Source organism: Peptoniphilus koenoeneniae (assembly GCF_030812875.1).
Classification (GTDB): domain Bacteria; phylum Bacillota; class Clostridia; order Tissierellales; family Peptoniphilaceae; genus Peptoniphilus_B; species Peptoniphilus_B koenoeneniae.
Window position 1 is genome coordinate 68763 of the sequence record NZ_JAUSTN010000003.1, and the last position, 23915, is coordinate 92677.

At 31.1% G+C, this 23915-nt stretch carries 23 protein-coding genes and 1 pseudogene; 3 read left to right on the forward strand and 21 right to left on the reverse strand.

Going from position 1 to position 23915, the window contains the following annotated elements:
- The first annotated feature begins 30 nt into the window (after nucleotides 1-30).
- Nucleotides 31-576 (forward strand): GNAT family N-acetyltransferase, encoded by a 546-nt coding sequence (locus tag J2S72_RS03235; RefSeq protein ID WP_023055419.1) that lies wholly within the window; start codon nucleotides 31-33, stop codon nucleotides 574-576.
- Nucleotides 577-584: 8 nt separating this feature from the next.
- On the opposite strand, the gene J2S72_RS03240 is transcribed toward J2S72_RS03235, so the two are convergent.
- The 5 genes from J2S72_RS03240 to J2S72_RS03260 all read right to left on the reverse strand — a co-directional run bounded on the left by J2S72_RS03240 (nucleotide 585) and on the right by J2S72_RS03260 (nucleotide 5283).
- Nucleotides 585-1442 (reverse strand): MerR family transcriptional regulator, encoded by an 858-nt coding sequence (locus tag J2S72_RS03240; protein WP_023055355.1) that lies wholly within the window; start codon nucleotides 1440-1442, stop codon nucleotides 585-587.
- Nucleotides 1443-1550: 108 nt separating this feature from the next.
- On the reverse strand, nucleotides 1551-1751 hold the full coding sequence (locus J2S72_RS03245; RefSeq protein ID WP_023055361.1) for a hypothetical protein: 201 nt from the start codon (nucleotides 1749-1751) through the stop codon (nucleotides 1551-1553).
- Between the two features lie 22 nt (nucleotides 1752-1773).
- Nucleotides 1774-2607 (reverse strand): DegV family protein, encoded by an 834-nt coding sequence (locus J2S72_RS03250; RefSeq protein WP_023055427.1) that lies wholly within the window; start codon nucleotides 2605-2607, stop codon nucleotides 1774-1776.
- Nucleotides 2608-2623: 16 nt separating this feature from the next.
- The gene (gene glmM / locus J2S72_RS03255) at nucleotides 2624-3967 is read right to left on the reverse strand and encodes a phosphoglucosamine mutase (RefSeq protein ID WP_023055323.1); all 1344 of its coding nucleotides are present in this window, start codon (nucleotides 3965-3967) and stop codon (nucleotides 2624-2626) included.
- Nucleotides 3937-5283 carry a CCA tRNA nucleotidyltransferase gene (locus J2S72_RS03260; RefSeq protein WP_023055394.1) on the reverse strand — a complete coding sequence of 449 codons (1347 nt, stop codon included), beginning with the start codon at nucleotides 5281-5283 and terminating at the stop codon, nucleotides 3937-3939. Before J2S72_RS03260 ends, glmM begins: the two co-directional genes overlap by 31 nt.
- Before the next feature lie 84 nt (nucleotides 5284-5367).
- Here J2S72_RS03260 and J2S72_RS03265 point away from each other — a divergent pair, with 84 nt between their 5' ends.
- Nucleotides 5368-5967, forward strand: a complete 600-nt coding sequence (locus J2S72_RS03265) for a hypothetical protein (RefSeq protein WP_023055380.1) — start codon at nucleotides 5368-5370, stop codon at nucleotides 5965-5967.
- Between the two features lies 1 nt (nucleotide 5968).
- Nucleotides 5969-6907 carry a copper amine oxidase N-terminal domain-containing protein gene (locus J2S72_RS03270; RefSeq protein WP_023055324.1) on the forward strand — a complete coding sequence of 313 codons (939 nt, stop codon included), beginning with the start codon at nucleotides 5969-5971 and terminating at the stop codon, nucleotides 6905-6907.
- A gap of 70 nt (nucleotides 6908-6977) precedes the next feature.
- On the opposite strand, the gene radA is transcribed toward J2S72_RS03270, so the two are convergent.
- From radA to J2S72_RS03350, 16 genes and pseudogenes are all read right to left on the reverse strand, one after another.
- Nucleotides 6978-8327, reverse strand: a complete 1350-nt coding sequence (gene radA, locus J2S72_RS03275; protein WP_023055327.1) for a DNA repair protein RadA — start codon at nucleotides 8325-8327, stop codon at nucleotides 6978-6980.
- Nucleotides 8314-10764 (reverse strand): ATP-dependent Clp protease ATP-binding subunit, encoded by a 2451-nt coding sequence (locus J2S72_RS03280; protein ID WP_023055435.1) that lies wholly within the window; start codon nucleotides 10762-10764, stop codon nucleotides 8314-8316. Before J2S72_RS03280 ends, radA begins: the two co-directional genes overlap by 14 nt.
- Entirely contained in the window at nucleotides 10764-11732 is a 969-nt protein-coding gene (locus J2S72_RS03285; RefSeq protein WP_023055439.1) for an ATP--guanido phosphotransferase, read from the reverse strand. The genes J2S72_RS03280 and J2S72_RS03285 overlap by 1 nt, the downstream gene beginning before the upstream one ends.
- Entirely contained in the window at nucleotides 11729-12232 is a 504-nt protein-coding gene (locus tag J2S72_RS03290) for a UvrB/UvrC motif-containing protein (RefSeq protein ID WP_023055363.1), read from the reverse strand. Before J2S72_RS03290 ends, J2S72_RS03285 begins: the two co-directional genes overlap by 4 nt.
- The gene (locus J2S72_RS03295; protein WP_023055314.1) at nucleotides 12229-12693 is read right to left on the reverse strand and encodes a CtsR family transcriptional regulator; all 465 of its coding nucleotides are present in this window, start codon (nucleotides 12691-12693) and stop codon (nucleotides 12229-12231) included. The genes J2S72_RS03290 and J2S72_RS03295 overlap by 4 nt, the downstream gene beginning before the upstream one ends.
- Nucleotides 12694-12903: 210 nt before the next feature.
- Nucleotides 12904-13104: pseudogene (locus J2S72_RS03300) on the reverse strand (hypothetical protein); the annotation flags it as partial.
- Nucleotides 13105-13157: 53 nt separating this feature from the next.
- Nucleotides 13158-13448: a DUF3847 domain-containing protein gene (locus tag J2S72_RS03305; protein WP_023055416.1), complete on the reverse strand. Its 291-nt coding sequence runs from the start codon at nucleotides 13446-13448 to the stop codon at nucleotides 13158-13160.
- A gap of 374 nt (nucleotides 13449-13822) precedes the next feature.
- Nucleotides 13823-14392, reverse strand: a complete 570-nt coding sequence (locus J2S72_RS03310) for a carboxylesterase family protein (RefSeq protein ID WP_023055431.1) — start codon at nucleotides 14390-14392, stop codon at nucleotides 13823-13825.
- Between the two features lie 26 nt (nucleotides 14393-14418).
- Entirely contained in the window at nucleotides 14419-15297 is an 879-nt protein-coding gene (locus tag J2S72_RS03315) for a carboxylesterase family protein (RefSeq protein ID WP_023055374.1), read from the reverse strand.
- Between the two features lie 185 nt (nucleotides 15298-15482).
- Nucleotides 15483-15977: a hypothetical protein gene (locus J2S72_RS03320; protein WP_036739347.1), complete on the reverse strand. Its 495-nt coding sequence runs from the start codon at nucleotides 15975-15977 to the stop codon at nucleotides 15483-15485.
- A gap of 44 nt (nucleotides 15978-16021) precedes the next feature.
- Complete coding sequence (locus J2S72_RS03325; protein WP_023055316.1) at nucleotides 16022-16942, reverse strand: toll/interleukin-1 receptor domain-containing protein; 921 nt, start codon at nucleotides 16940-16942, stop codon at nucleotides 16022-16024.
- An 11-nt stretch (nucleotides 16943-16953) separates the two neighbouring features.
- Nucleotides 16954-19158, reverse strand: a complete 2205-nt coding sequence (locus J2S72_RS03330; protein WP_081696577.1) for a DEAD/DEAH box helicase — start codon at nucleotides 19156-19158, stop codon at nucleotides 16954-16956.
- Complete coding sequence (locus J2S72_RS03335; RefSeq protein WP_023055364.1) at nucleotides 19155-20864, reverse strand: site-specific DNA-methyltransferase; 1710 nt, start codon at nucleotides 20862-20864, stop codon at nucleotides 19155-19157. Before J2S72_RS03335 ends, J2S72_RS03330 begins: the two co-directional genes overlap by 4 nt.
- Nucleotides 20865-20866: 2 nt before the next feature.
- The gene (locus J2S72_RS03340) at nucleotides 20867-21079 is read right to left on the reverse strand and encodes a helix-turn-helix domain-containing protein (protein ID WP_008902116.1); all 213 of its coding nucleotides are present in this window, start codon (nucleotides 21077-21079) and stop codon (nucleotides 20867-20869) included.
- A gap of 580 nt (nucleotides 21080-21659) precedes the next feature.
- Nucleotides 21660-22517: an amidohydrolase family protein gene (locus J2S72_RS03345; RefSeq protein WP_307494972.1), complete on the reverse strand. Its 858-nt coding sequence runs from the start codon at nucleotides 22515-22517 to the stop codon at nucleotides 21660-21662.
- Nucleotides 22507-23904 carry an MFS transporter gene (locus tag J2S72_RS03350; protein WP_023055335.1) on the reverse strand — a complete coding sequence of 466 codons (1398 nt, stop codon included), beginning with the start codon at nucleotides 23902-23904 and terminating at the stop codon, nucleotides 22507-22509. Before J2S72_RS03350 ends, J2S72_RS03345 begins: the two co-directional genes overlap by 11 nt.
- Nucleotides 23905-23915: the final 11 nt, after the last annotated feature.

A 23915-nucleotide genomic window follows, 5' to 3' on the forward strand; every position in this document is an offset into this window, starting at 1 on the left:
TTTTGTTATAATTTATTGGGAGGTAATATTATGTATATAAGAAAAGCTTTAGGAAAAGATTTAGAGAGAATTGAAGAAATTTATGATGCTATTTTAAAAGATACGGAAGACGGTCTTATACATACAAATTGGCAAAGAGGTGTTTATCCCACAAGAAAAACAGCAGAAGAAGGAATTGAAAAAAAAGAACTCTTTGTTTTAATTGACAGAGAAAAAATCCTTGGAGCTGCAAAAATAAATCAAGAACAAGTGCCGGAATATAAAAATGCCTCTTGGGAATATGACGTTGCTGATAATTTAATTATGGTCATTCACACTCTTACAATAGACCCTAAATTTAAAAATAGGGGTTGTGGAAAGTATTTAATGAATTTTTATGAAGACTATGCTTTAATTCACGGTGCCCCCTATCTTAGAATGGACACTGTTGAAACAAATATTGATGCTTTAAGTTTTTATAAAAAATTGGGCTTTAAAAATGTGGGAACAGTATCTTGTACCTTTAACGGAATTCCCAACACAAACCTTGTCTGCCTTGAAAAATCTTTAGTAAAAACAAACAAGGAAGCTGAATAAGCTTCCTTTTATATTTTATTCTTACTTTTTAAAAATTTTTCATTGGCTATCAAAATTTTTTCATAAAATTCATTATATGATTTACTCAATTTTCTCATTGCTGGAATAAAAATTTCATAATAACCTGATTTTTTATTAAATTCTTTAAAAGTATCCATAAGTTTTTTTTCCTTTGAATTTTTATACTCTAAAGAATTTTTATAATCCTCGTAAATTTTTAAAACTTCTTTATTTTCATTAAGAAATTCTTCCGAATTTTCTATTGCCGACTTATAATTTTCCAAACTTTTTTTAATTTGATCCTTTGAAATGTCCTTTGAAATAAAATTCATATACTCTTTAAGGTCTTCAGGGATTTTTATTTCTTCCATGGAATCTAAAAAATCTATAAGAGTATAAAAGGCTTCTTTTTCTTCTTCACTTTCTATTTTTTCATTTAAAAATTGGCCAAAATATAATTTTAAATAATCTCCATAGTAGCCTGGAAAAAGTTTCGTCAACTTATCTATTATTTTTTCTCTTGCGGAAATTCCTTCAATTTCTTTTTTAAAATCTAAGATTGAATCCTGACTTTCTAATTTTGAAATAATTTCCTTTTTTCTCAAATCATTTTTTATTTCAAGTTCTCTTTCAACGGCAATTTTTCGTAAAATATTTTTGTCCCCTTGTAAAATTTTTTGAATTTCAGTTACAGAAAAATCTAAATCCCTAAAATATTTTATCTTTACTAACTTTTCCTGGTCTTCTTTTGAAAAATTCCTATATCCGTTGTCTAAAATTTCAGGTTTTATTAAATTTTTTTCAATGTAATATTCAATGGCCTTTCTTGTTAATTCTGTCTTCTTTGCAATTTCATTTATTAACATCTTATCCCTCCTTATTTTTATATTAATCTCACACCTTAGGTAGAGGTCAAGAGTTTTTTAATTAAAAAACAGTTGGTTTTTCCCAACTGTTCTAATTTTTTATTTCTATTAAAATTTGTTCTTGCTATTTGTAATTATTAAAAAGATAAGACTTATTCCTAAAAAGATTAAAAATTTAAGCCAAAAAATCTTGGGATCAAGACTCCATTCTGGGTGATTTTTAAATTGTATTAAATCTTTAGTAAGAAAAATTAAGCCTAATATTAAAAAAGTTATTGAAAATTTATACTTCAAAAAAAATTTTTTCATACTTTTCCCCCATTTTTTATTTCTAAAAGGCTATTACAATTCCTCCATCATCTGCATAGGTTGTTGAAAGACCCTTTGCTTCTAAAATTATTATGTCTTTAAAATTATAAAGTTCTTTTACCTTTTCTTTAAAGAGCTCTGCTTTTTTCACGTCATTTGATTCCGTTATAAATAAAATTTTATCTTGAAAGTCATGAGAGATATTTCCAAAGCTCTTAGCAAGATTTATAAGACTTTTTTTAAAGCCCCTATTTATTTGAAAAACTTCTATTTCTCCTTTTACTCCCTGCATTATTGGTCTTATATTTAAAGCTCCTGCAAGAATTCCTGTAACTTTTTTCATTCTTCCGTTTTTTACAAGATTATCAAATCTTTCTAAAATAAAAAATGTTTTTAATTCTTTTACTCTTTCTTCTAATTTTTCAACTAAAGTTTCAAAATCAAATTTGTCCTTCCATTGAAGAAAAGAATATAAAAGGCTCACTTCTCCTGCTGCCGCTGAAAGAGAGTCCAGTATGTGAATTTTTTTATTTGGATTTTCTTTTTGTGCCTCTTCCATACCAACTTTTGCTGCATTGTAAGTTCCGGAAAGTTGTTTTGATATGGTTATAATTATTAATTCGTCTTCTTCCATTTCCAATATTTTTTCTTTAAATTCAAAGGGGGATGGGCAAGATGTTCTTATGGGATTTTTACTTGCTTTCATTTTTTCCAAGAAATTATTTTTATCCAACTTGTCATTGTCTACATACTCAACCCCGTCAATATAGATTTTAAAGGGCACTATTCCTATTTTGTTTTTTTCTGCAAATTCTTTACTTATATCACAGCATGAGTCTACAATAATTCCTGTCATGAGTCCTCCTATCTATCTAACCAAGTCTTTTTTCTATAAAACTTGCAAGCTCTTGGGCTTCTTTTTTTATTTCCTCTTCGTCTTCTCCTTCTATCATAACACGAACAAGACTTTCTGTTCCTGAGGTCCTTATTACTATTCTACCCTTGCCTTCAAATTTACTTTCCATATTTTTGATTTTTTCTTTTATTTTTTCGTCTTCAAGATATTTAAATTTTAAATCTGGTCTTACTTTTGCATTCACAAGAACTTGAGGATAAGAAATCATAAGCTCGTTAAGTTCTGAAAGTTTCATCTTTGTGTTTTGCATAACTTCCAAAATGTGAATGCCTGTTGCAAGTCCATCTCCTGTTGTATTGTAATCAAGAAAAATTATGTGGCCTGATTGTTCTCCGCCTAAGGAATAATCTCCCCCAATCATTTGTTCTAAAACATATCTGTCCCCAACTTTTGCATGAATTAAACCTATTCCTTCTTCTTGCAAATATCTTTCAAGACCTATGTTGGACATAATTGTTCCTACAACTTTATTGTTTTTAAGTTTGTTTTGTCTTTTTAAATACATGGCACAAATGGCAAGTATATGATCACCATCAACTATTTGGCCCTTTTCATCTACTGCAATTATCCTGTCTGCATCTCCGTCAAAGGAAAAACCGCAATCAGCCTTTTCTTTTATTACCAGTTCTCTTATTAAATCTGGATTTGTGCTGCCACAATTTTTATTTATATTTGTTCCATCAGGTTTGTCATTAATTACAACAAGATTCGCTCCCAAATCTTCTAAAACTTCTTTTGCAATTTTATATAGGGCTCCATTTCCTGTATCTATGGCGATTTTTTTGCCTTTTAAATTTAAATTTGAAAGTCCCTTTAAATAATTTGCATATTTTTCTCTTCCGTCATCTATATTTCTAAGGTTTCCCACTTCTTCAAAAGTTGCATTTTTATAAATTTTAACATCTGAGTAAATAAGTTCTTCTATTTGATCTTCAACTTTATCTGGAAGTTTAAAACCTTGATCAGAGAAAAATTTTATACCGTTATACTCAAAAGGATTGTGACTTGCACTTATTACAACTCCAAAAAGATAAGACTCTTTTCTTGTTAAATATGCAATTCCCGGTGTAGGTATAACTCCGGCTAAATCTACATCAAGACCTATACTCATTACTCCTGCAGCAAGGGCACTTTCTAAAAGATGCCCTGAAAGTCTTGTGTCCCTTCCTATTATTACACGTCCTTTACTTGCTTTTGAAAGTACATATCCTGCAGCCCTTCCTAAATTAAAAGCGAGTTCCGGCGTAAGTTCTTGGTTTGCTACTCCTCTTACTCCGTCCGTTCCGAAAAGTCTTCCCATTTTTTATTCCTTTCTACAATTTCAATCAAATTTTCTTTTGTATTTATCTTTGGATCATCGAGAACTTTTTCTTCAAGAGCTTTTAAAATTTCTCCAATTATGGGACCTTCTTTAAAACCTAATTTTTTTAAATCAAATCCATCAATTTTTAAAAATTTTTCCTTTGCCGTATCTTGGTTTAAAAGTCCCCTTACCCTTTCTTTTCTATCTATTAAAAAATCTGCCCTTCTATCTTTTCTTGTGGAAATTCTATCTGCTATCATTAAATCGTAAAGTTTTAAAGAATTTTCAGTGCCCAGATTTCTTATTTGCCTTCTTAATGCCCTATCAGTCATAACTTCATGAGCCGTCATGTGATATTGAATTAAAAGGCTCACATTTTTTATAAAATCCTTTGAAAAATTAAGTCTTCTTAAAATCTTTTCAGCACTTTTTGCCGAAAGGTCTTCATGGCCATAAAAATGCCCCTGGCCACCTTCATCAATAGAAAAAACTTGTGGCTTTTCTATGTCGTGTAAAAGAGCTGCCATTCGTATTTCTAAATCTTTGGGACAATTATTTACAACTTCTAAAAGATGATCAAAAAGAGTTTTTGAATGATATCTTGTCCTTTGATCATAATCAATTGTCTTCATAATCTCCGGCAAAAAAATCTCATAAATATTTAATTCTTTTAAAAGATTTAAACCCACCTTAGGATAGTCGCTCATTAAAATTTTAGAAAATTCATCTCTTATTCTTTCAGAAGAAATATTTTTTAAAAGATTTGCATTTTCTTTAATAGCCTCTTTTAAATCTTGGCTTAAAGAAAAATTTAAGGTGGAGGCAAATCTTATGGCTCTTAAAATTCTTAAAGCGTCTTCACAAATCCTATCTTTAGGATCAAGGACCGTTCTTATAACTTTATTTTTAATGTCATCAAGACCACCATACAAATCAATAATTTCATCATAAAAAGCCATGGCATTCATGGTGAAGTCTCTTCTTTTTAAATCTTCTTCCAAATTTTTTGTGAAAAATACCTTGGAAGGCTTTCTATTTTTTATATATTTGCCCTCAAGTCTAAATGGGGTTACATCAAGAGTAAAATTTCCATTTACAACAAGAATTGTCCCAAGACTTACTCCAATATCTTTTAATTTAAAATCTTTAAGACATTCTTTTATTTCATCTGGATCTGCTGAAGTTGCAAGATCATAGTCTTTTGGTATTTTTCCCATAAGCATATCCCTAAGGCAACCGCCTACAAGATAGGCCTTATGTTTTTTATTTAAAATTTCAAGAATTTCTTTAACTTCTTCAGGCAATTTATTCATATAAAAATTATAACATAGTAAAAAGTTTCTTTAAACAATTTGTAAGCCTTAGGATATGTTATAATAGTTCCAACGGAGGTATTTATGAAAAGAAAATTTATAGCTTTAATATTAATTTCCCTTATGCTTTTAACAGCTTGCGGAAAAAATAAAAAAACTCAAACTGTACAACCTGATGAAAGTTCAAAAATTCCCACCAGTGGAGAAGTTTCCACTCAAAATGTAAATGGGGAAGAAAATACGGAAGGCACATTACAAAATGAACCTACAGCAAAAACTTTTGACAGAGATTTGGTTAAAAAGTTATGTGAAGACTCAAGTTACATTTCTCGTGTGAAAATCGGAGAAGCAACGGAAGGTGCCAATGAAATTTCCTTTGTAGTAGATTATAAGGGAGATCTTTCAAATATAAAGATGACAGCTCCTAAAAGCCTCACCCCTGGAAAAGAGTATCTGATTTTTTATAAGGATGACGAAAATGGAAAAGTTGTGCCTACAAAAGCAGAAGACTCTTATGTAGAAATTGCAAGCACAAATGATTCCACTTTAAGCTATGTAGAAAACAGGTATAAAAGACAGGAAAGAAAAAATTTGCCTGAGGAAAAAACTCAAAACTCTGAAAAAAATAATGGCAAGTTAAATAAGGATGATAAAACTTCCAATAAGTCAGGTGGAGATAATTAAAATGAAAAAAACAATAAAAAAATTAAGTATTCTACTTTTAGCCCTTTTAATTTTTGTTCCTTCAAACTTATTTGCAGCAAAGGATATATCTATTTATCTTGACGGCTATAAGATAGAAACAGACGTTAAACCCTTTATAAGTTCTTCAAGGACTTTTGTTCCCATAAGATTTATTTCTGAAAAAATCGGCTGCAAAGTTGATTGGAATCAAGAAAAACAAATGGTTACAATTTCAAAAGATAATAACAATATAAAGTTAACTATAGGAAAAAAAGATGTTCTTATAAATGATAAGGAAAATGTTAAAAATGACGTTGCTCCTTTAATTAAAAATTCAAGGACCTTTGTTCCTTTAAGATTTATTACAGAATATTTTGATCTTGAAACTAAATGGAACTCAAAGGAATATAGGATTGATTTAGTTTCAAAAGATGAAAACAAAAATCTTTCTGAAAATGAAAAAGTCTATGTTTCAAGTGTTAAAGATTTGGAAAATAAATTAAAAACATCCTATGATGATTTAAAAAGCTACTTCTTTGAAAATGCCGATAAATATTCAAACGAAGAACTTAAAAAAATTTATGATGGTAAGATTCAAGAGATAAACGGAATTATTGAAAAAATAAAAGCTTTAGCTCCGCCAGAAAAATTTAAATCTTCCCATGATTTTTTAGTAAAAAGTCTTGATTATTTAAAGAGCGTTCTTGCAAGTCTTAAGGATGGATTTTTAAATTCTAATTCAGATTCAACTAAAGAAAGTTTAAAAAATTTAACGGATTTTTCCATTAAAATAAATGAACACTTAAAAGCTCTTCAAGCAAACATTGATGGCCTAGAGTACATTCCTGACAAGGCAATAGAGCTTTACAACAAGGTTAAAGAAAATAATCCTATTAATGACAAAACTTTAAATAACCTTTGGAATCAAATAGGAAAATAAAAAAAGGACAAGGATTTTAATTCCTTGTCTTTTTTATTTCTCTTTTATGAAAAAAAAATAACTTTAATTTTTAATCATTAAGAGTTTTATTTATAACATCTATTATGTGTTTACATTTTATTAATTTTTTATCTTCTTTTTCAAGTTTTATATCAGGAATATAAATTTTATCAAAGCCCATTCTAAGGGCTTCATTTATTCTTATATCTATGGAGGGGCAGGCTTTTAATTCTCCTGTTAAACCTAAGTCTCCTATAAAGATTGATCCTGCCTTTATGGGAATATCTTTTAAGCTCGAGTATATGCTCATTAGAATTGCAAGATTACTTGCTCCTTCTCTTAGATTTATGCCCCCTCTTGTTTTTACAACTACATTTTTATCAAACATGGATAGGCCTGCTCTTTGTTCCAGAATGGATATTATTGTAAAAAGTTGTTCTTTTCTTAAAGATTCACTTATTCTTGTGGGATAGGGCATAAAGGATTTACTTACTAAAGCTTCTATTTCAAGGATGATAGGTCTTGTCCCTTCTCTTACTACACAAAGGGCTGAGCCTGCCTGCTCTTCTCCTTTTTTTCTTTCAGTCATAAAATATTTTGAAGGATTGTCTATGGACTGAAGACCCTTGGAAGTCATTTTGAAAAATCCCATTTCCCCCGTTGAGCCATATCTATTTTTTGTTGTGGATAGAATTCTTAATTCTTCATAAGAATCTCCCGTTAAGTATAAAACTGTATCCACTGCATGTTCAAGACTTCTTACTCCCGCTAGTTCGTCTTCTTTTGTCATTTGACCTACTATAAATATCGCTCTTGGTCTTTTATAGTTTTTACTTAAAGACATAAGCTCATAAGTACATTCCATTATTTGAGTGGGAGAACCTGGTCTATTTGTAAGTCTTCCTAAAGTAAAAGTTTGTATTGAATCTATAATAAGTATATCTATATCTAATTCTTCTGCTTCTTCTATAACCTTATCAAGGGAATTTGTGGAAATTACCCAGAGCCTATCTGATACTCTTCCGTCAATTCTAAGAGCCCTTGCTTTTATTTGAGTGGAAGATTCTTCTCCCGATGCATATAAAATCTTTTTTCCTTTTTCCGCCAAAATATTTGAAATTTGTAAAAGAAGGGTGGATTTTCCACTTCCCGGTTTTGCAGTTAAAATGGTGAGGGAATCTTTTAAGATTCCTCCACCCATTACTCTGTCAAATTCACTTAAACCTGTTAAGATTCTTCTGTCATCTTTTAATTCAACATCTTTTAAAAGCTTAGCTGGACTTTGACCGCCTAGGCTTTTTTTTAGATTTTTATGCTCTTTTTCTTCAATGCTTTCTTCTAAACTTCCCCAAGCTCCGCATTCAGGGCATTTACCTAAAAATCCTGGAGAAGTGTAACCGCACTTATTACACTTGTACATTTTCTTTTTCCTTATTTTTTGTTGAAATTTTTCTTAAAACAAGTTTTTCATTTTGAATATAAGCTGTTATACCTGAGCCCTTTTGAACTTCTCCACTTAATATTTTATCTGCCAGGGCATCTTCAATGTTAGTTCTTATAGCTCTTGCAAGAGGTCTTGCCCCATATTCTTTATCAAAGCCCTTTTTGCTTATATATTTTACAACATCATCTGAAAATTTAATGTCTATATCCATTTCCCTTATTCTTAAAGCAAGGTCTTTTAACATATTTTCAACTATTTGTTCAACTTCTTTTTCTCCTAATTCCTTAAAGACTATTATATCGTCAACCCTGTTTAAAAATTCAGGTCTGAAATTATTTTTAAGTTCAGTAAAAATAATTTCTTTCATATTTTCATATTCAGTCTTTTTTTGGTCTTCCAAATCAATAGAAAAACCCATTTGAGATTTTTTCTTTAATAAATTTGCTCCAGCATTAGAAGTCATAACAATTACAGTGTCTTTAAAATTTACAGTCCTTCCTTGAGAATCAGTTAATCTTCCTTCATCAAGTATTTGAAGTAAAATGTTAAAAACATCAGGATGGGCCTTTTCTATTTCGTCAAACAAAATTACACTATAGGGTTTTGTCCTTACAGTTTCAGTAAGTTGTCCTCCTTCATCGTAACCTACATATCCTGGAGGTGAACCTATAAGTTTTGATACGGTATGTTTTTCCATATACTCACTCATATCTATTCTTATCATATTTTCAGCCTTGCCAAATAAACTTTCTGCAAGGGTCTTAGCCAAATAGGTTTTACCCACTCCTGTAGGCCCTACGAAAATAAATGACCCTATAGGTCTATTTGGATCTTTTAAACCGATTCTCGCTCTTTTAACGGCCTTAGAGAGGCTATCTACAGCTTGGTCCTGTCCCTTAACTTTTTCTTTTAATTCTTCATTTAAATTTTTAAGTTTTGTTTTTTCTTCTGAATTAAGTTTTGTTATGGGAACTCCCGACCAATCAGAAACAATTTTTGCTATATCTTCAAAGCCTACAAGAGGTTTTTCATTACTCTCTTCAAATTCCTCTTTTTTTATTCTAAGGTCATCTTGTAATTTTCTCTGTTTATCCCTTAAACTTGCTGCAAGTTCAAAATCTTGATTGGAAATAGCCTTTTCTTTTTCCTCTTCAACATCTCTTAATTTTTTTTCATATTCAACTTGAAAATCTGGAACTTTAAAAGAACCTATTCTAAGTTTTGAAGCAGCTTCATCAATAATATCTATTGCCTTGTCTGGTAAGAATCTATCATTTAAATATCTCTGAGAAAGTTTAACAGCAGCTTCTATGGCCTCTTTAGAAATTATAAGTCCATGATGCTTTTCGTAATTTTCCTTTAAACCATCTATTATTTTTATTGAATCTTCTATTGTTGGCTCACTTACATTTATAGGCATAAGCCTTCTTTCAAAAGCTGTGTCTTTTTCAATATGTTTTCTATATTCACTTGTTGTAGTTGCCCCTATTATTTGAAGATCTCCCCTGGTTAGGGCAGGTTTTAAAATATTTGAAGCATCCATAGCGCCTTCTGCAGCTCCTGCTCCTATAAGAACATGGATTTCATCAATAAATAAAATTACATCTTCATCGGCACTTGCTTGGTCTATTACACTTTTTAATCTCTCTTCAAAATCTCCCCTATATTTTGCTCCAGCTATAAGGGCGGAAACATCGAGGGTTAAGATTTTTTTACTTTTAATAAATTCAGGCACTTGTCCTAAAATAATTCTTTGTGCAAGACCTTCAACTATGGCTGTCTTTCCAACACCAGGTTCTCCAATAAGAACAGGATTATTTTTTTTACGCCTTAAAAGAACTTGAATAATTCTTTCTATTTCTTCATTTCTTCCAATAACAGGATCTATCTTTCCCTTTTGAGCTCTTTCATTTAAATTTATTGTCCACTGGGAAAGACCCTTTTCGCCGTCCTCTTCAAGATCGGAATTTCTCTTTTCTGCCATAGCTTTAAAAATGGATCTTTCCAAATTTTCAGAGCTTATTCCCAAACTTCTTAAAACAAGTATGGCAATTCCCTGACCCTCTCTTAAAATTCCAAGAAGAAGATGTTCCGTTGAAACTTCTTTACTCTTAGTTTGTTTTGCCGCCTCAAAGGCAAGCTCTATTATTCTCTTAGTTCGGGGTGTATATCCTAAATTATCCATGCCTTGGTTGTTGCCCCTGGAAATAAGGCTGTCAATTTTTTCTTTTACTTTCTCATAATTTATGCCAATGCCCTTTAAAATTTTAGAACCTAAACCATTTTCTTCTTTAATAATTCCAAGAAGAATATGTTCACTACCTATATAGGCATGGCCGCTTAACCTTGCTTCATTTTGTGCAATTATAAGTGCTTTCTGTCCAGACTCCGACCATTTTATATACATGTCCATCAAAAAACCTCCTTCATAATACGTCTGATTTTGTTGGCACGTAAAATATCCCTGGACTTCTTTTCAATAATTGCTCCTCTTTCTATTTGCAAAGCTCCGTCAGTTAAAGTCTTGGCTAATTCATAAATATCTATTTGATCCTTTGCCTTTATGATACTTAAATCTATACCTAAGGCTATATTTGAAAAATTATTTATCATTTCTTCCTCAGAAATAATCCTTGCATTTCTCAAAATACCATAAGACCTGTTTACCAAATCCTCAAGATTAATTATTTCGTCCATATAAAATTTTTTACGTTTTTCTCTTTCCATATCTTCTATTTCAAGAGCCAGAGAAGAAATTTTGTCAATTAAATAATCTTCTCCAATTCCTATAGTTTTTTCATTAGTTAAAACAAAAATATCCTTACTTTCTTTTCCACTTTTCTCCATTCTGTCAAGGCTAAAACCCATTCTTAAAAGAGAACGACTTAAAGAATCCATGCCATAATAATTAAGAGCAGGAATACTCATTAAAACTCCAAGTTCAAGACCTGTGCCTAAAAGTTGGGGTTGACTTGTTAAATAGCCGAACTCTCCATCAAAAGCATATTTTAAATTTTCACTTATAAAATCATCTATACCATTTATCTTTTCCCACATCTCTTTTAAATGTAATCCTCTTAGAGAGTCTGTGATAACAAGATGATCTTCCTCCATTAAAAAAATATCAGGAGAATTTTTCCTTGACTCCAGAGAAGAAATCTCTCTATTTTCCATAAGCATAGGACTTGTTGAAATACTGTCCAAAAATTTTAATCTCTCAAGAGAAGTCATGCGAGAAATTTCTTGTCTTTCATAGCCCTTTAAATTTAAAAGGTCATGAATTTTTAAAGAAAGCTCTTCAGCTTCTGTAGATGAAATTCTGGGAACAAAAGGAAAACCGCTTATATTCCTGTGCAATCTTATCCCGGAAACAATAATCATTTTTTCCCCCTCAAAGCCTTAATCTCATCTCTAATTTTTGCAGCCTCCTCATAGTTTTCAAGAGAAACTGCCATATTTAATTTGTCATTTAAATCCATTTCATGACGTCTTAACTTTAAATCTTCGGAAATATTAATAGGCATCTTGCCCTTATGAGTCCAGGAATTTTGAAGATTCTTAAGAAATCTTTCCACATCAGGTCTAAATTCATCATAGCAAGATTCACAACCAACACAAGTTTCCTCCATAACTTGACCTAAAGTTGAACCGCAGTTTCTGCACTCTTTTATTTCCATTTGGTCCTCACTGCCGCCTCTAAACTTAAATATATCTTGTAAAAATCCCTTTACCCTATCATTCATAAAAACATTGAAAAAGCCCTCGCCTTTTAATTTTTTTTCAGCACATTGAGAACAGAGATGAATTTCACTTATATCTTCTCCCACAATCTTTGTAAAAGAAATTACAGCTTCATTTTTTTTACAATTATCGCAAATCATAATTTGCCTCCTAAAATAAACAAAACAATATTTTTTAAAATATCAGCTCTTATAGTATTTCTGTCTTCCACATGAGAACCTAAAGCCCTATCACTTATAGCCGCCATAATAATATGAGCCTCCCTTTGTGTAAGCTTTCCGGCATTTAAAAGAGAATTAATAAGTTCTTCAGCCTTGTCCCTTGTAATTGAATCTCCAATTTCATCTATAAATACATTTCTTGCAAGCTCAGCATTTGGAAACCTTACCTTAGTAATCCTAATAAAGCCTCCGCCTCCACGCCTCGACTCAACATAATATCCCTTGTATGGAGTAAAACGAGTAGTTAAAACATAATTTATTTGGCTTGGAGCGCAGTCAAACCTCTCTGCTAAAAGAGATCTTTGAATTTCAAGACTTCCCTCCGCTTCCTTTAACATTGCAAGTAAAAAATCTTCTATTGAATTTGAAATTTTTGCCATAATATCACCTTTGACCATCTTTGCCTTTTCAGACAAAAAAAATATTTCTTTAGATTATGATAACATGAACCAATTCTTCTGTAAAGAATTTTTTGACCTTCTTTGATGTTTTATTAAAAATTAAAGTAAAAATAATTTTTTTATGCTTTACGTATAGCATTTTGTTTTTATTAAAAAAGTTGTAAGTTTTTCTACTTACAACTTTTATTTTTATATGTTTAATATTTTTTGTGCGTTTTTATAAAAAATTTTATTATATATTTCTTTTGTTATTTCTTTTTCTTCTAAGAGTTTATTTAAATAATCCATTAGGGGAAAATATTGGTCTTTTTGGTATATGTCTGTTCCAAACATGAGTCTATCTTGAAATTCTTTTATAAATTTTATTCCAAATTCTTTATCTCGCATAAGGGCATTGCCGCCACTGTTTGCTGATAAGTCAAAGTAGAGATTTTTATATTTTCTTAATTTTCTCTCATTATTCTTAGTGTTTCTTTAAATTCTTTTGTCTTTGTTGCTTCTTCTAGTAGGATTTTTATTTCTTCATCTGTTAGTTCTTCTGAATTTTCTATAAGGCTTTCTAAGATTGCTCCTCTTGTTATTAGTCTATGAGTTCTTTCTTTTCTTCTTTTTATTATGTCTTGTTTTAATATCTTTTTTTCTTGATTTTTTAGTTGCCTTAATCTCTGTTCTGTATCGTCTATTTTATCTTTTATTTCTTTTGACTCTTGTCTTATTTGATCTAATTTTTTCATATTTATCTCCTTTCTTGTAATAAAAAAGACGATGAAGATATCTTCTCCCCGTCTTTAAGTTTCTCTCTCGACTTAAATGTTAACTTTAAAATGTTTGTATTCTCCTTTAAAACACATACTAAAACCTCTGCTATGCTATTATTTAAAAAACAAAAACGAATAATCTATCAGAATGAAATCATTTATCATCTAATAAACAGTTAAAATATTAAATAAAGCCACCCAACACTCTTGTTATGCTATTAAATCCAAAACAAAATGGATGCCACCTGCAAAATATAGGCTAACATCCATGTAATAATAATTATTTAAATATTGTGTCCAGTCTTATGGGTGCACATCAATCTTAGGCACTAACCTTTTAATCTTTCTATTTATCTTTTATCTATATAGTCTGCCCTTTCTTTTTCAAAAATTCCGCTTTCATATAAATCGTCGATGAGGTCTGCTTGAGGAAATCTAATTGTTGTAACTTCTTGATTTTCATAAAGGCTTATTTCTTTTTTCTCATTAAAAAGAACTCTTCCTTCAATTTTTCCTCTTTTTATAAAATCCAACCAATCTTTTTGAATTAAATCTCTGGCCTTTTTATTTTCCTCGCTGATTTCTATATTCATCTTGTCCAAATTTCCAAAGAAAAAGGCAAGCTCAGCCCCATGATAAGCCCCTCTTAAACCATCATAAAGATTTGGCACTTCATTTAATCTGTAGCCATAGACAGGGCATTTCTTTGAAAAATTTTCCATCAAATACAAGGCGCTGGAGTGAAAGATATTAAGTTCCATTATTTGTATTTGCAGATCTATATGGTCCTTAGATAGGGGCTTAAAGCTTTCTTCCAACCTTTCAGCATATTTTCCATATTTTTTCTTTATAGTATTTTTCAAATCTTTTTCTTTTTTTGCAATTCCTAAAAATTTGTAATAAATAGGAATTTCAATCATGGAAAATTCATCCTGGTTGCTGCCAATCAAAATAGGTTTTCTGGAAAATCAAGGCCCTGTATGACTTGTAAGGGATCTTTTGTAAAAAATTTCCCGTCCAAGACATCATTTTGTCCCTTTCTTATCTTCATAAACTTTTCTTTGGGCATCTTTTTTAATTCTTCTCGAGAGTTTATTTTATTATCCTTTAACATTTGATAGTAGGTCTTTTTTGCCTGATCAAGGCTTTTTAGCATGGGAAGATTGCCGCAGCAAATTATAAGCTTATCGAATAATTTATTGGATATAGGATTCAAATAATGATAAAGGGCTGCAAGTCCTCCACCGCAGTGGCCCATCAGAGTAATATTTTCTTCATCCCCACCAAAATAACCTATATTTTTTCTTATCCACTCAAGGGCCTTTTGCTGATCAAAATAAGTGAGATTTGCAGAAAAATCTTCACCCTCCCAAGTTGGCATATAGCCAAAGTTTCCTATCCTATATGTTATAGAAACTGCAACAAGGCCTTTTTTTGCAAGATTTTTCATAGTGTACATAGGAACAGTTCCTGAACCCTCTCCGCCACCGTGGATAAAAACCAAAACCGGCTTCTTTTCTTCAAAACCACCAGTCCAAATATTTACTACAAAGGCATCTTCAGTCTTTTGGTCCTTGATTGGCAAAAATTCAGGTCGTAACATAAAATGTTTTAAAAATACATTCATAAAAAGGGGGTAAGATTTTTGAGGAAAGGCAAAGGTTCCTTCCCTATTTATAAATTTTTCCTTATAGTCATAGTCTTGAATTAATGTCGGATATTCAAATCTTTCTGCCCTAGCATAGTTTATGCTTAAAATTGAATATACACCTGAATCCTCATCCTTTTGTCCATAAAGCTTTCCAATTTTTGTATCTATTATCACTTGTCTTTCTCCTCCTTTAGTTTATTAAATTGAAGTTTCTTTCGCTTATATTTCCCTCTAACCTATCTCCATATAACTGTTCATGGCTTCTATCTATTTCTGATAATTGGTTCTTTTTAAGCTACAGCCCCTTTAAACAAATAGCCAGTAAGTTGAATTGAATATTACAAGTTATGAATTTTTAGTTAAACCAAAACGGTCAATAAATATGCCAAAATTAAGCTCACGAAAAAGAAGATTATAACTTTTGTGATCTGACTTTTCCCATTAAAACCAAAATTATCATAACCCTTAGCACCAACCGTCTCTGGGTAAACTTTAGTCGGCAATTTTAACTTGGTAAGCATGAGATAATCAAAAAAGATAATATCAAAAAGCTTATATCCTTCAAATAGTATTAAAAATCTAACAAAGGCTTGCTGAAAAGTTAAACTAAATTTTACTGTATCAACAATTGCCCAGACTAGGACGGCTGCAATGGTTAGCAATCCAAGTACCATGATAAGTCCGCCGAATATATTGACCCAAATCGGTTTATCTGGCAACTTACTCATCATAACTTTGATATCATCAGGTGCGCCGAAATGCTTCGAGCCAAATTTCGGTATAATAAGTATAAAATTCACCATCATAATTGATGCTGTTAAGCAAATGATTGTTAACATACCAAGTGTTTTCATCAATTTAGTTTGTCTCCTCTCTTAAGATATAAATCATTGTGCAATTAAAATCTTATGTCTTTTGAAATATCTTCTATATTTCTATAATGATTTTCTATTTCTTCTTGCTTCTTTCTTTTTAATTGTTCTTCTCTTCTTCTATATTTTTTTTCTTCTTCATTTGTTTTCTCTACACACAAGATTAGGGTATCTCTATGATATTTTTGTACCTCTTCGATTGTTGTTCCATCTAAAATAATTCTATCAGAATCAACTCTGGCTATTCCAGGTCTATGCATTGATGTAAAGCTTGGTGGGTAATCCCAGTTTCTTAAAAATAATTCAGACCATGTGTCAGTTGGTTTGCTAGATAATCTAAAAGGGACACTATACAAAGCAGAGCCTCTTGTTCCATCATTTTTTGGCAAGGTAACTTCATTTGTTATAATGCCTACGATTTTTATATCCTCTCCCTCAATTGTTATCGGTTCATATTCATCAACATAATATGGTCTTATACCTACTTTAGGTTTCTTTTTAACTTTAAATATCGATGCAATAAGATCCTTATATGATTCTTCATTAAATGGATTACCTCTTAAATCTATTGCAAGTTTTCCGTTTAGGTAAGTAGGTAAAGCTGTATTGAAATCTCCTTGTCTGATGATTGGAATAAACTTCCTATCATTGTGATTATTGTAGAGTTCCGCAGATATTATATGACTTTCATAACCTACACCTTTTTCTCTATTATTAGCTTTCCTTTTATACTCTTCAGTGCATATTATAATTACATAATCACTATCTCTTATCGAGCTTTCCATAAATTTTGGAAGTCTATCCCCTGGACTTACATCATAACTATCTATTATAGCTTCAATACCATCTGATAATAATTTATCTGCTAAAGATTTAACCCAATCTGAGTGTTCTTTACTTTCCCATGAATATGATATAAATACTTTTGGAACGTTACTTTCTGTCATTCAACACCTCATTAAAATATATCTTCTAGTCTTTTCCAATTTTCATTATTCATTTCTTCTGTGTAGTTTGTATTGTTAATATAAAGTCTTGTATCTTTATCTCTAACAAACCCCCAATTTATTTTACGTCTATCTGCATAATCCTTAAAAGCATAGAATTTATTTTCGATTTGCTTATCAATATTTTTACTTTTTCCTTTTGACTCTCCACCTTTAGTTTCAATTATCCATACTTCTCCATTTTTCTTTTTGATTACATAGTCTGGATAAAAAAGATATTCTTTGCTTAGATTATTACCGTAAATAACTGATAGATATTGTTGCCCTGTATCTCCATTTTTATAGTACCAATCTACATCATCTCTACTTTCAAGATAGTTTTCTAAGAGTTGTTCTGAAGTCGATCTAAATTGAGATGTTGTCATAGATGTGTTGTATTCTTTATAAGCATTTTTCTCATACTCGACTACTTCTGTTTCATACGGAAGATACTTATAAAAATCTTCTAATGGCAATTTCCATTTTTCAGTTTTCTTATCCAAGATTTGCATTTGTCTTTCATTAGAAATTGCAGCTAAATCTAAAAAGTCATCTCTGAGTTTATAAGCGTTATTTATCATAAAAGCGTACCACTCACGATTCGAAAGATTTAACAACTTCTTGCTTGATGGTATATTTTTATGGAAAAGATGTTGAAGAATTGCTCTCATTTTGTTAGATGGCACACCAGTGACTTTTTTAATCATATCAACTGCGTGCAAACAATCAATTCCATGATCGTGAGTTGATACTTCATAGGCTATTTCTCTATTTTCGCCTTGCTTTTCATCAACTATATCTTTGAGTTTTATAAACTTACCAGTTCTAAAGGTAGATATAACTTTTGTTCCCATTATAAAACCATAAGACTCTAATAATTTTTCATTGTCCTTTTTAATGTTGGTTAGTTTATATTTTTCTTTGAAATAGTCATAAGCTCTATCTCTAACCAATACTTCATCTACAAACTGATAGTCTTTATTTCTATATTCTTTTACAAGTTCAAAATCTTTACACTTGTCTTTTAAAAATAACCTCTTAACTTCATAGGCATTTCCACCTTGTATAACAGATTCTTTGTACTTTTCATCGAATGTATAGAGGAAGCAAAAATCTAATAAGTCATTGTCATAGTGCCTTGCTCTTGGCATTCTCCTTATGCGTCCTATTGTTTGCGTTTCAAAGGTTTCCGTCATGTTTTCACGAAGTTTTACAAGTATCTTTGCTCTCGGACAATCCCAACCAGTTGATATGGCTTGTTTCATAATCAAGAAGTTTGATTTTGAGTCTTCATCTGTAACATCAAGTGTATTTATTTTCTCATCACTTAACCATTTAGCAAGCATTTTATTTTTATAGGTGTAACCCATATTTGTTAGGTGTTCTTCTACAAAAGTAACTAAGGACTCACTCATATCTGGAAATTGTATAATGACTAAAGGATTTATCTTTTCTCCTATTTTCTCATACTCAGCTTTAATTTCTTTTCTCTTTTCATCGGCTTTTTGTATTAGATAAATAGTTTCACTTTCAAGGTCGTCCATCTCGTCTGCTTCAATACCAGGATTGATGTAAAGTGCCTTTGTTATAAGACCAGAATTTATTACCTCTTCTTCTGGTATTTCATAAAATTCTGCCATTGGGTTTTTGACAGTTGTTGCCGATACTCTTATTTCTCTATCAGAATTAAGGGCATATAGTATATCATCTGCTTTTGAGGTGTTGTTCAAATGCTCCTCGTCAATAATTGTTATAAAAGAAAGTTGTTCCCTATGTGCTTCTGCAATTCTTTCAAAAAGATTTTTCTTTTCACTATCTTTAAGTGCATTATTCTTTTTATTAGTTATCATTTCCCAGTTTATAAAATAGGTATAGCCACCCTTGAAACCTTGCAGAAGAGCATCGTGTATATTAGCAGATTTTGCATGAGGAATAAACTCGTCCATTTTATCTTTTGATTGTTCCTCTAAATCTCCCTTGCCTGGAGTAAGCCAGATAAATACCTTATTAGGGTCCTGCCATAGAAGATAGTCATAGATATAAGAGAGTAGAATTATTGTTTTTCCAGACCCAGTCGGACTTTTTACAATAATTTTTCTTTTTGCATTTGGATCTGTCGTTTTATCCAAAAGATAATTTTTGGCATCCGTTTGAAAATCAAATAAATCTAACATCATAATTCCTTCACCTCTCTTAATTCTTCTGTAAAATAATAATCCGGGATAGTAACAACTTCAAGTTTTCTTTCCTCGATACTATCCTTGATTTCATTAGTAAGCAATATGAATGATGGGATATACAAAACACCACTTTTTTTCATTTCATAAAGTGCTATATTTAAATCTTCATCAGATAAAATGATTCTTCTACTATTCCCATCAATCTCACACATATTTTCAAGCTCGACCATTTCTTTGATATAATCAAGAAGTTTAGAAGATAAAATTTCTTCATCTTCTGAAAGTTTTGGTATAAATTCTGTTTTATAGTATTTAAGGTTATGAGGAAGTTCTTTTTGTATATTCTTCATTCGTTTATAAGTTATTTTTTCGCAAATATTGTTTTCATTGTTAGTACAAAGAATATATTTTCTATTTCCACCATCTTCTTTATTAAGCTGCATAACTGCTTGCCCAGTTGTTCCACTCCCAGCAAAATAGTCTATTATATTAGCATTTTTCTTATTGAACGTACCAAGATTAATTAAATATTTTACTAAAGATAAAGGCTTTGTAGTATCAAATACTTTTTTGTTGTCAAACAACTCTTTTATTTCTTTAGTTCCATTTGCTGAAGTACCTAATGTTTCAGGCAAAATTGAACTTACAGCCGTTTTTGTAATATTTCCTCCAGGTATTATTCGCTTTACTTTTTCTACGTCACTTATTATAAGTTCTTCATCTATAAGCTCTTGTATCCCGTCATATCCTCTACGCCATCTTCCATACCTAGAATCGATAATCGGCAAAAATGATTCCCAATTTTCTTTTTTATATTTTTCAATTAAAGAATTTAAATATAAGTCATTAAACTCTTTATTTTCATTATCGTATAAGTTTTGCAACTCCTCTTTAGTTGGTAAACACCATTTGTTGTCTAGATTATTAAAAAATATTGGGAAAAACATTGTTGGTCTATCTTCCCTATATATAGCTTGTCCCCACTGCCTTAATTGTTCTGTCTTCTCAGTATCACTAACCCTAATTTCCATATAAAAATTTGCTTCGGGTTTATTTTTTGCATAACAAAGAATAGACTCATGCTCAATAGAAATTAAGGCTGTAGTTCCACCTTTTCCAGAACGTGCTTTCCAGATAAATTCTCCCAAGAAATTATCTTCACCAAAAATTTCGTCACCAAGAATTTTTAATTGATGGACTTCATTTTCATCAATATTAATAAATATTATCCCATCATCAGATAATAAATTCTTAGCATAATCTAGCCTTTTTCCCATAAAAGATAGCCATTTAGAATGTCTAAACCCATCATCAAGACCTACCCTATTATCATCATATACAAATTCCTTATTCTTTGTATTGTAAGGTGGATCAATATAGATAACATCAATATTACCCTTGTGAGTCTTATCTAGTAATTTTAGAGAATGTAGATTATCCCCCTCTAAGAGAAAATTGAAATCGGTGGTATTATCTCTAACTATCTTTTTATCTTCTATCTCTTTAAAAACTGGTATGTTATGAACAAGTTGTTTGTCTACTTCTTCTTCGTGTTCTTCCCAAACTAATCCATATTTTTTCTCAGTTAAGGCTGTTTCAATCTTGCTAAGTGCAATCCTACTTTCATCATCTGTGTGAATTTCTTTTAGATGATTTAGGTATTCAAGCATTTCAGCTCTTCTGATTTGTGATAGGTTGCCCAATTTTATTCCACCTCATTTCTATGAATTTCTATAACATCTTCAATTCTGCAATCCAATGCCAAGCAAATCTTTTCTAATGACTCTAAGTTCACATAAGAATTTTTGCTCATTCTTGAAACTATGTTGCTTGTTATGTTTGCAGCTCTTTTTAAGTCTTCTTTGTTCATTTCTCTTTCTACCAATAAGTGCCATAATGGTTTATAAGAAATTGCCATATTAATACCCCATATCCGTTTTATTGTTAAGATATATTATATCGTAAATAGGCTGATAAGTCACTTTAGCCTATTTTATACTTGTGCTTGCGTTAGTATTTATTGAGATAGTCCTTGTTTTTTCCTTGTCCCACTTGGAACTGCTCCAAATCCTTACCCTTCGATAGGCTTTTTTAGGGTGGAAAAGCTTACGCTTTTCTTTCCTATTGTTTTCATTGAGGTTAAATCTGTATTTATTCTTTTTTATTTTGTTTTAATAATTTCGCCTGACGGCGATCGGACCAATAGCAGATATTTGCTGCCAAATCAAAGATTTGGGCAAATAGTTGCATGAGACCTACCACGATTTTTTTCAAAAATCGGGTTAGGTCTTCAAAGTTGGTCCCTACATTCGATTGCGGAGTTCTATTCTTTTGAAACCTCTTCGCATAAAATTGCCCCACATGACCTGTGGGCTTTTGTGGGGCCTAGGGACTGGTTTACCGGTCCGTGTATACAATGTGGGAGAAAAAACTTAACATTTTTTATTAAATCTTTTTATTAAAAAAGTTGTAAGTTTTTCTACTTACAACTTTTATTTTTATATGTTTAATATTTCTTGTGCGTTTTTATAAAAAATTTTATTATATATTTCTTTTGTTATTTCTTTTTCTTCTAAGAGTTTATTTAAATAATCCATGAGGGGAAAATATTGGTCTTTTTGGTATATGTCTGTTCCAAACATGAGTCTATCTTGAAATTCTTTTATAAATTTTATTCCAAATTCTTTATCTCGCATAAGGGCATTGCCGCCACTGTTTGCTGATAAGTCACAGTAGAGATTTTTGTATTTTCTTAAAAGGTAGCTAAGTCTTCCTTCTTCTACTTTTCCTTTTGGATATTCGTTTCTTTCTTCTATGGTGAGATTTTCTTTGTTTTTTGAAATTTCAAACCAAAAGGGCTGTGAGTGTCCTATAAATATTAGTTGAGGAAATTTTTTTAGGGCTTTTTCCAGTCTTGGAAGGCCTTGTTCGTCATACACTCCGTAATATTTTCCTATTTGCGGGCTTATGTGAAATAGGACTGGCATTTTATTTTTCTGACAGGCATCGAATAAAAGGAAAAGTTTTTCTGAGTCTATTTCTTTGTTATAGGTTAGTTCTCCTATTCCTAGTGCTCCTAATGCTTTTTCTTCTTTTATTCTTTCTTCTATTTTGTCTTCCTTATCCAAGTCTATGTTACACATATAACCATATCTTTCTGGATATTTTTCTACTATTTTTCTCAGTTCATAGTTACTCATTAAGTCTTCTTCTTTTTCTGAACTGGACATTAATATGGATTTGTATATTCCCCTTTTATTCATGGATTTTATCATTTCTTGGGGATTTATTATTTCTTCTCCGTTTAATTTTTGTCCTTCTTTTTCTGTTACGTGAACGTGTATGTCAATCTTCACCTTTTTCACTCCTTAGAGCAAGTTCTGCTGCTATTTGATCACTTTTTTCTTTGTTTAGATTAAATATAAATACTATTCCTATTAATTCTATAATACATGCTGCTAGGGGTATTCCCGTTCCAAGATATCTTATGGCACTTATTACGTGTGGGCTTTGGTTTGCTGCTCCTGTTACAAATCCTACAATACTTAATAGGGCTGTTGCTCCAAAGGATGCTAGTGTTGAGCCTATTTTTCTTGAGAATGTATAGATTGAATATAGGGTTCCGTCATTTCTTTCGTGGTAGATATATTCATGATAGTCTATTGCGTCTGCTACAAATGCCCAAACAAGCATTACAAAGGTACATTGTCCTATGTTTGCAAGGGTCATTAGTATTATATAAATTTTTACTTCTTCTATTGGTTTTACAAATAGGAGGATGGCTATTACAAGGTTCCATAGTAGGGCTCCTATTAATAGTTTTTTCTTTCCTATTTTTGTGGAGAGTCTTGGTACTATTACAAAGAGTATAACTGTAAGGGGTATTTGCAAATACATATACATTGATTGCATTTTTGGTGCTTTGTAAAATTCTTTAAATATAAATCCGCCAAATTGTGAATTTCCTGTTATAAATATAAGAGATCCTATTGATGCGAACATTATTCCAAGCATGGCTTTATTTTTTAATGCTTGTCCTACTACTTTAAAGAAGGAGTATTCTTTATTTTTTGTGTTTTCTTCAGATTTTTTGCTTGCATATGAATGTCTTTCTATGGTGAAAAGCATAAGGATGGTGTAACAAATTAGGCATCCAAGGGCTGCTATTATCCCTACTTTTAGATAGCCTGAAGGATTTGGGTTGTTATTTGAATCCCAAATAAACATTGGTATTACTGACATAAATCCATATCCTACAAGGGTTCCCCCTATTGCTCTACATGCGGATAATTTACTTCTTTCTGAGGGTACAAGGGTTACTACTGATGCCATTGCTCCAAAGGGCATTGAGGTTCCTGTGTAACTTACTCCGTATAAAATATATACAAAGGCTACCCAAATATGTTTTGTGATTTCTCCAAAGCCAAGGCTTGTTACGTCAAAGAAGCCAAGTAATATTGATATGGCTAAGGGCCACATGAATATTTTTATCCAGGGTTTAAATTTGTCTGTTTTTTTACTTATTTTAAATCTGTCTGGTAGTGATCCTATTAGTGGGTCGTTTACTGCGTCAAATAGTCTTGCAAATAAAAATAGTCCTGACATAAATTTAGGGTCTACTTTTAAAACGTAAGTTGTAAATACGAGGAAGAAGGCGTCGAATGTAAGATTTACAAAGGATCCTGCCATATCTCCTGCTATATATCCTATTTGGTCTTTAATTCCAAAGGGTCTGAATTTCATAATACACCTCT

Coding starts and splice junctions, on each gene's coding strand:
- J2S72_RS03235 (WP_023055419.1), top strand. CDS start 31: ATGTATATAAGAAAAGCTTTAGGAAAAGATTTAGAGAGAATTGAAGAA.
- J2S72_RS03250 (WP_023055427.1), bottom strand. CDS start 2,607: ATGACAGGAATTATTGTAGACTCATGCTGTGATATAAGTAAAGAATTT.
- J2S72_RS03240 (WP_023055355.1), bottom strand. CDS start 1,442: ATGTTAATAAATGAAATTGCAAAGAAGACAGAATTAACAAGAAAGGCC.
- J2S72_RS03340 (WP_008902116.1), bottom strand. CDS start 21,079: ATGGCAATTTCTTATAAACCATTATGGCACTTATTGGTAGAAAGAGAA.
- J2S72_RS03305 (WP_023055416.1), bottom strand. CDS start 13,448: ATGAAAAAATTAGATCAAATAAGACAAGAGTCAAAAGAAATAAAAGAT.
- J2S72_RS03330 (WP_081696577.1), bottom strand. CDS start 19,158: ATGATGTTAGATTTATTTGATTTTCAAACGGATGCCAAAAATTATCTT.
- J2S72_RS03310 (WP_023055431.1), bottom strand. CDS start 14,392: ATGATTGAAATTCCTATTTATTACAAATTTTTAGGAATTGCAAAAAAA.
- J2S72_RS03285 (WP_023055439.1), bottom strand. CDS start 11,732: ATGATTATTGTTTCCGGGATAAGATTGCACAGGAATATAAGCGGTTTT.
- J2S72_RS03270 (WP_023055324.1), top strand. CDS start 5,969: ATGAAAAAAACAATAAAAAAATTAAGTATTCTACTTTTAGCCCTTTTA.
- J2S72_RS03260 (WP_023055394.1), bottom strand. CDS start 5,283: ATGAATAAATTGCCTGAAGAAGTTAAAGAAATTCTTGAAATTTTAAAT.
- J2S72_RS03245 (WP_023055361.1), bottom strand. CDS start 1,751: ATGAAAAAATTTTTTTTGAAGTATAAATTTTCAATAACTTTTTTAATA.
- J2S72_RS03280 (WP_023055435.1), bottom strand. CDS start 10,764: ATGGACATGTATATAAAATGGTCGGAGTCTGGACAGAAAGCACTTATA.
- J2S72_RS03265 (WP_023055380.1), top strand. CDS start 5,368: ATGAAAAGAAAATTTATAGCTTTAATATTAATTTCCCTTATGCTTTTA.
- glmM (WP_023055323.1), bottom strand. CDS start 3,967: ATGGGAAGACTTTTCGGAACGGACGGAGTAAGAGGAGTAGCAAACCAA.
- J2S72_RS03350 (WP_023055335.1), bottom strand. CDS start 23,904: ATGAAATTCAGACCCTTTGGAATTAAAGACCAAATAGGATATATAGCA.
- J2S72_RS03320 (WP_036739347.1), bottom strand. CDS start 15,977: ATGAAAACACTTGGTATGTTAACAATCATTTGCTTAACAGCATCAATT.
- radA (WP_023055327.1), bottom strand. CDS start 8,327: ATGTACAAGTGTAATAAGTGCGGTTACACTTCTCCAGGATTTTTAGGT.
- J2S72_RS03295 (WP_023055314.1), bottom strand. CDS start 12,693: ATGGCAAAAATTTCAAATTCAATAGAAGATTTTTTACTTGCAATGTTA.
- J2S72_RS03325 (WP_023055316.1), bottom strand. CDS start 16,942: ATGACAGAAAGTAACGTTCCAAAAGTATTTATATCATATTCATGGGAA.
- J2S72_RS03290 (WP_023055363.1), bottom strand. CDS start 12,232: ATGATTTGCGATAATTGTAAAAAAAATGAAGCTGTAATTTCTTTTACA.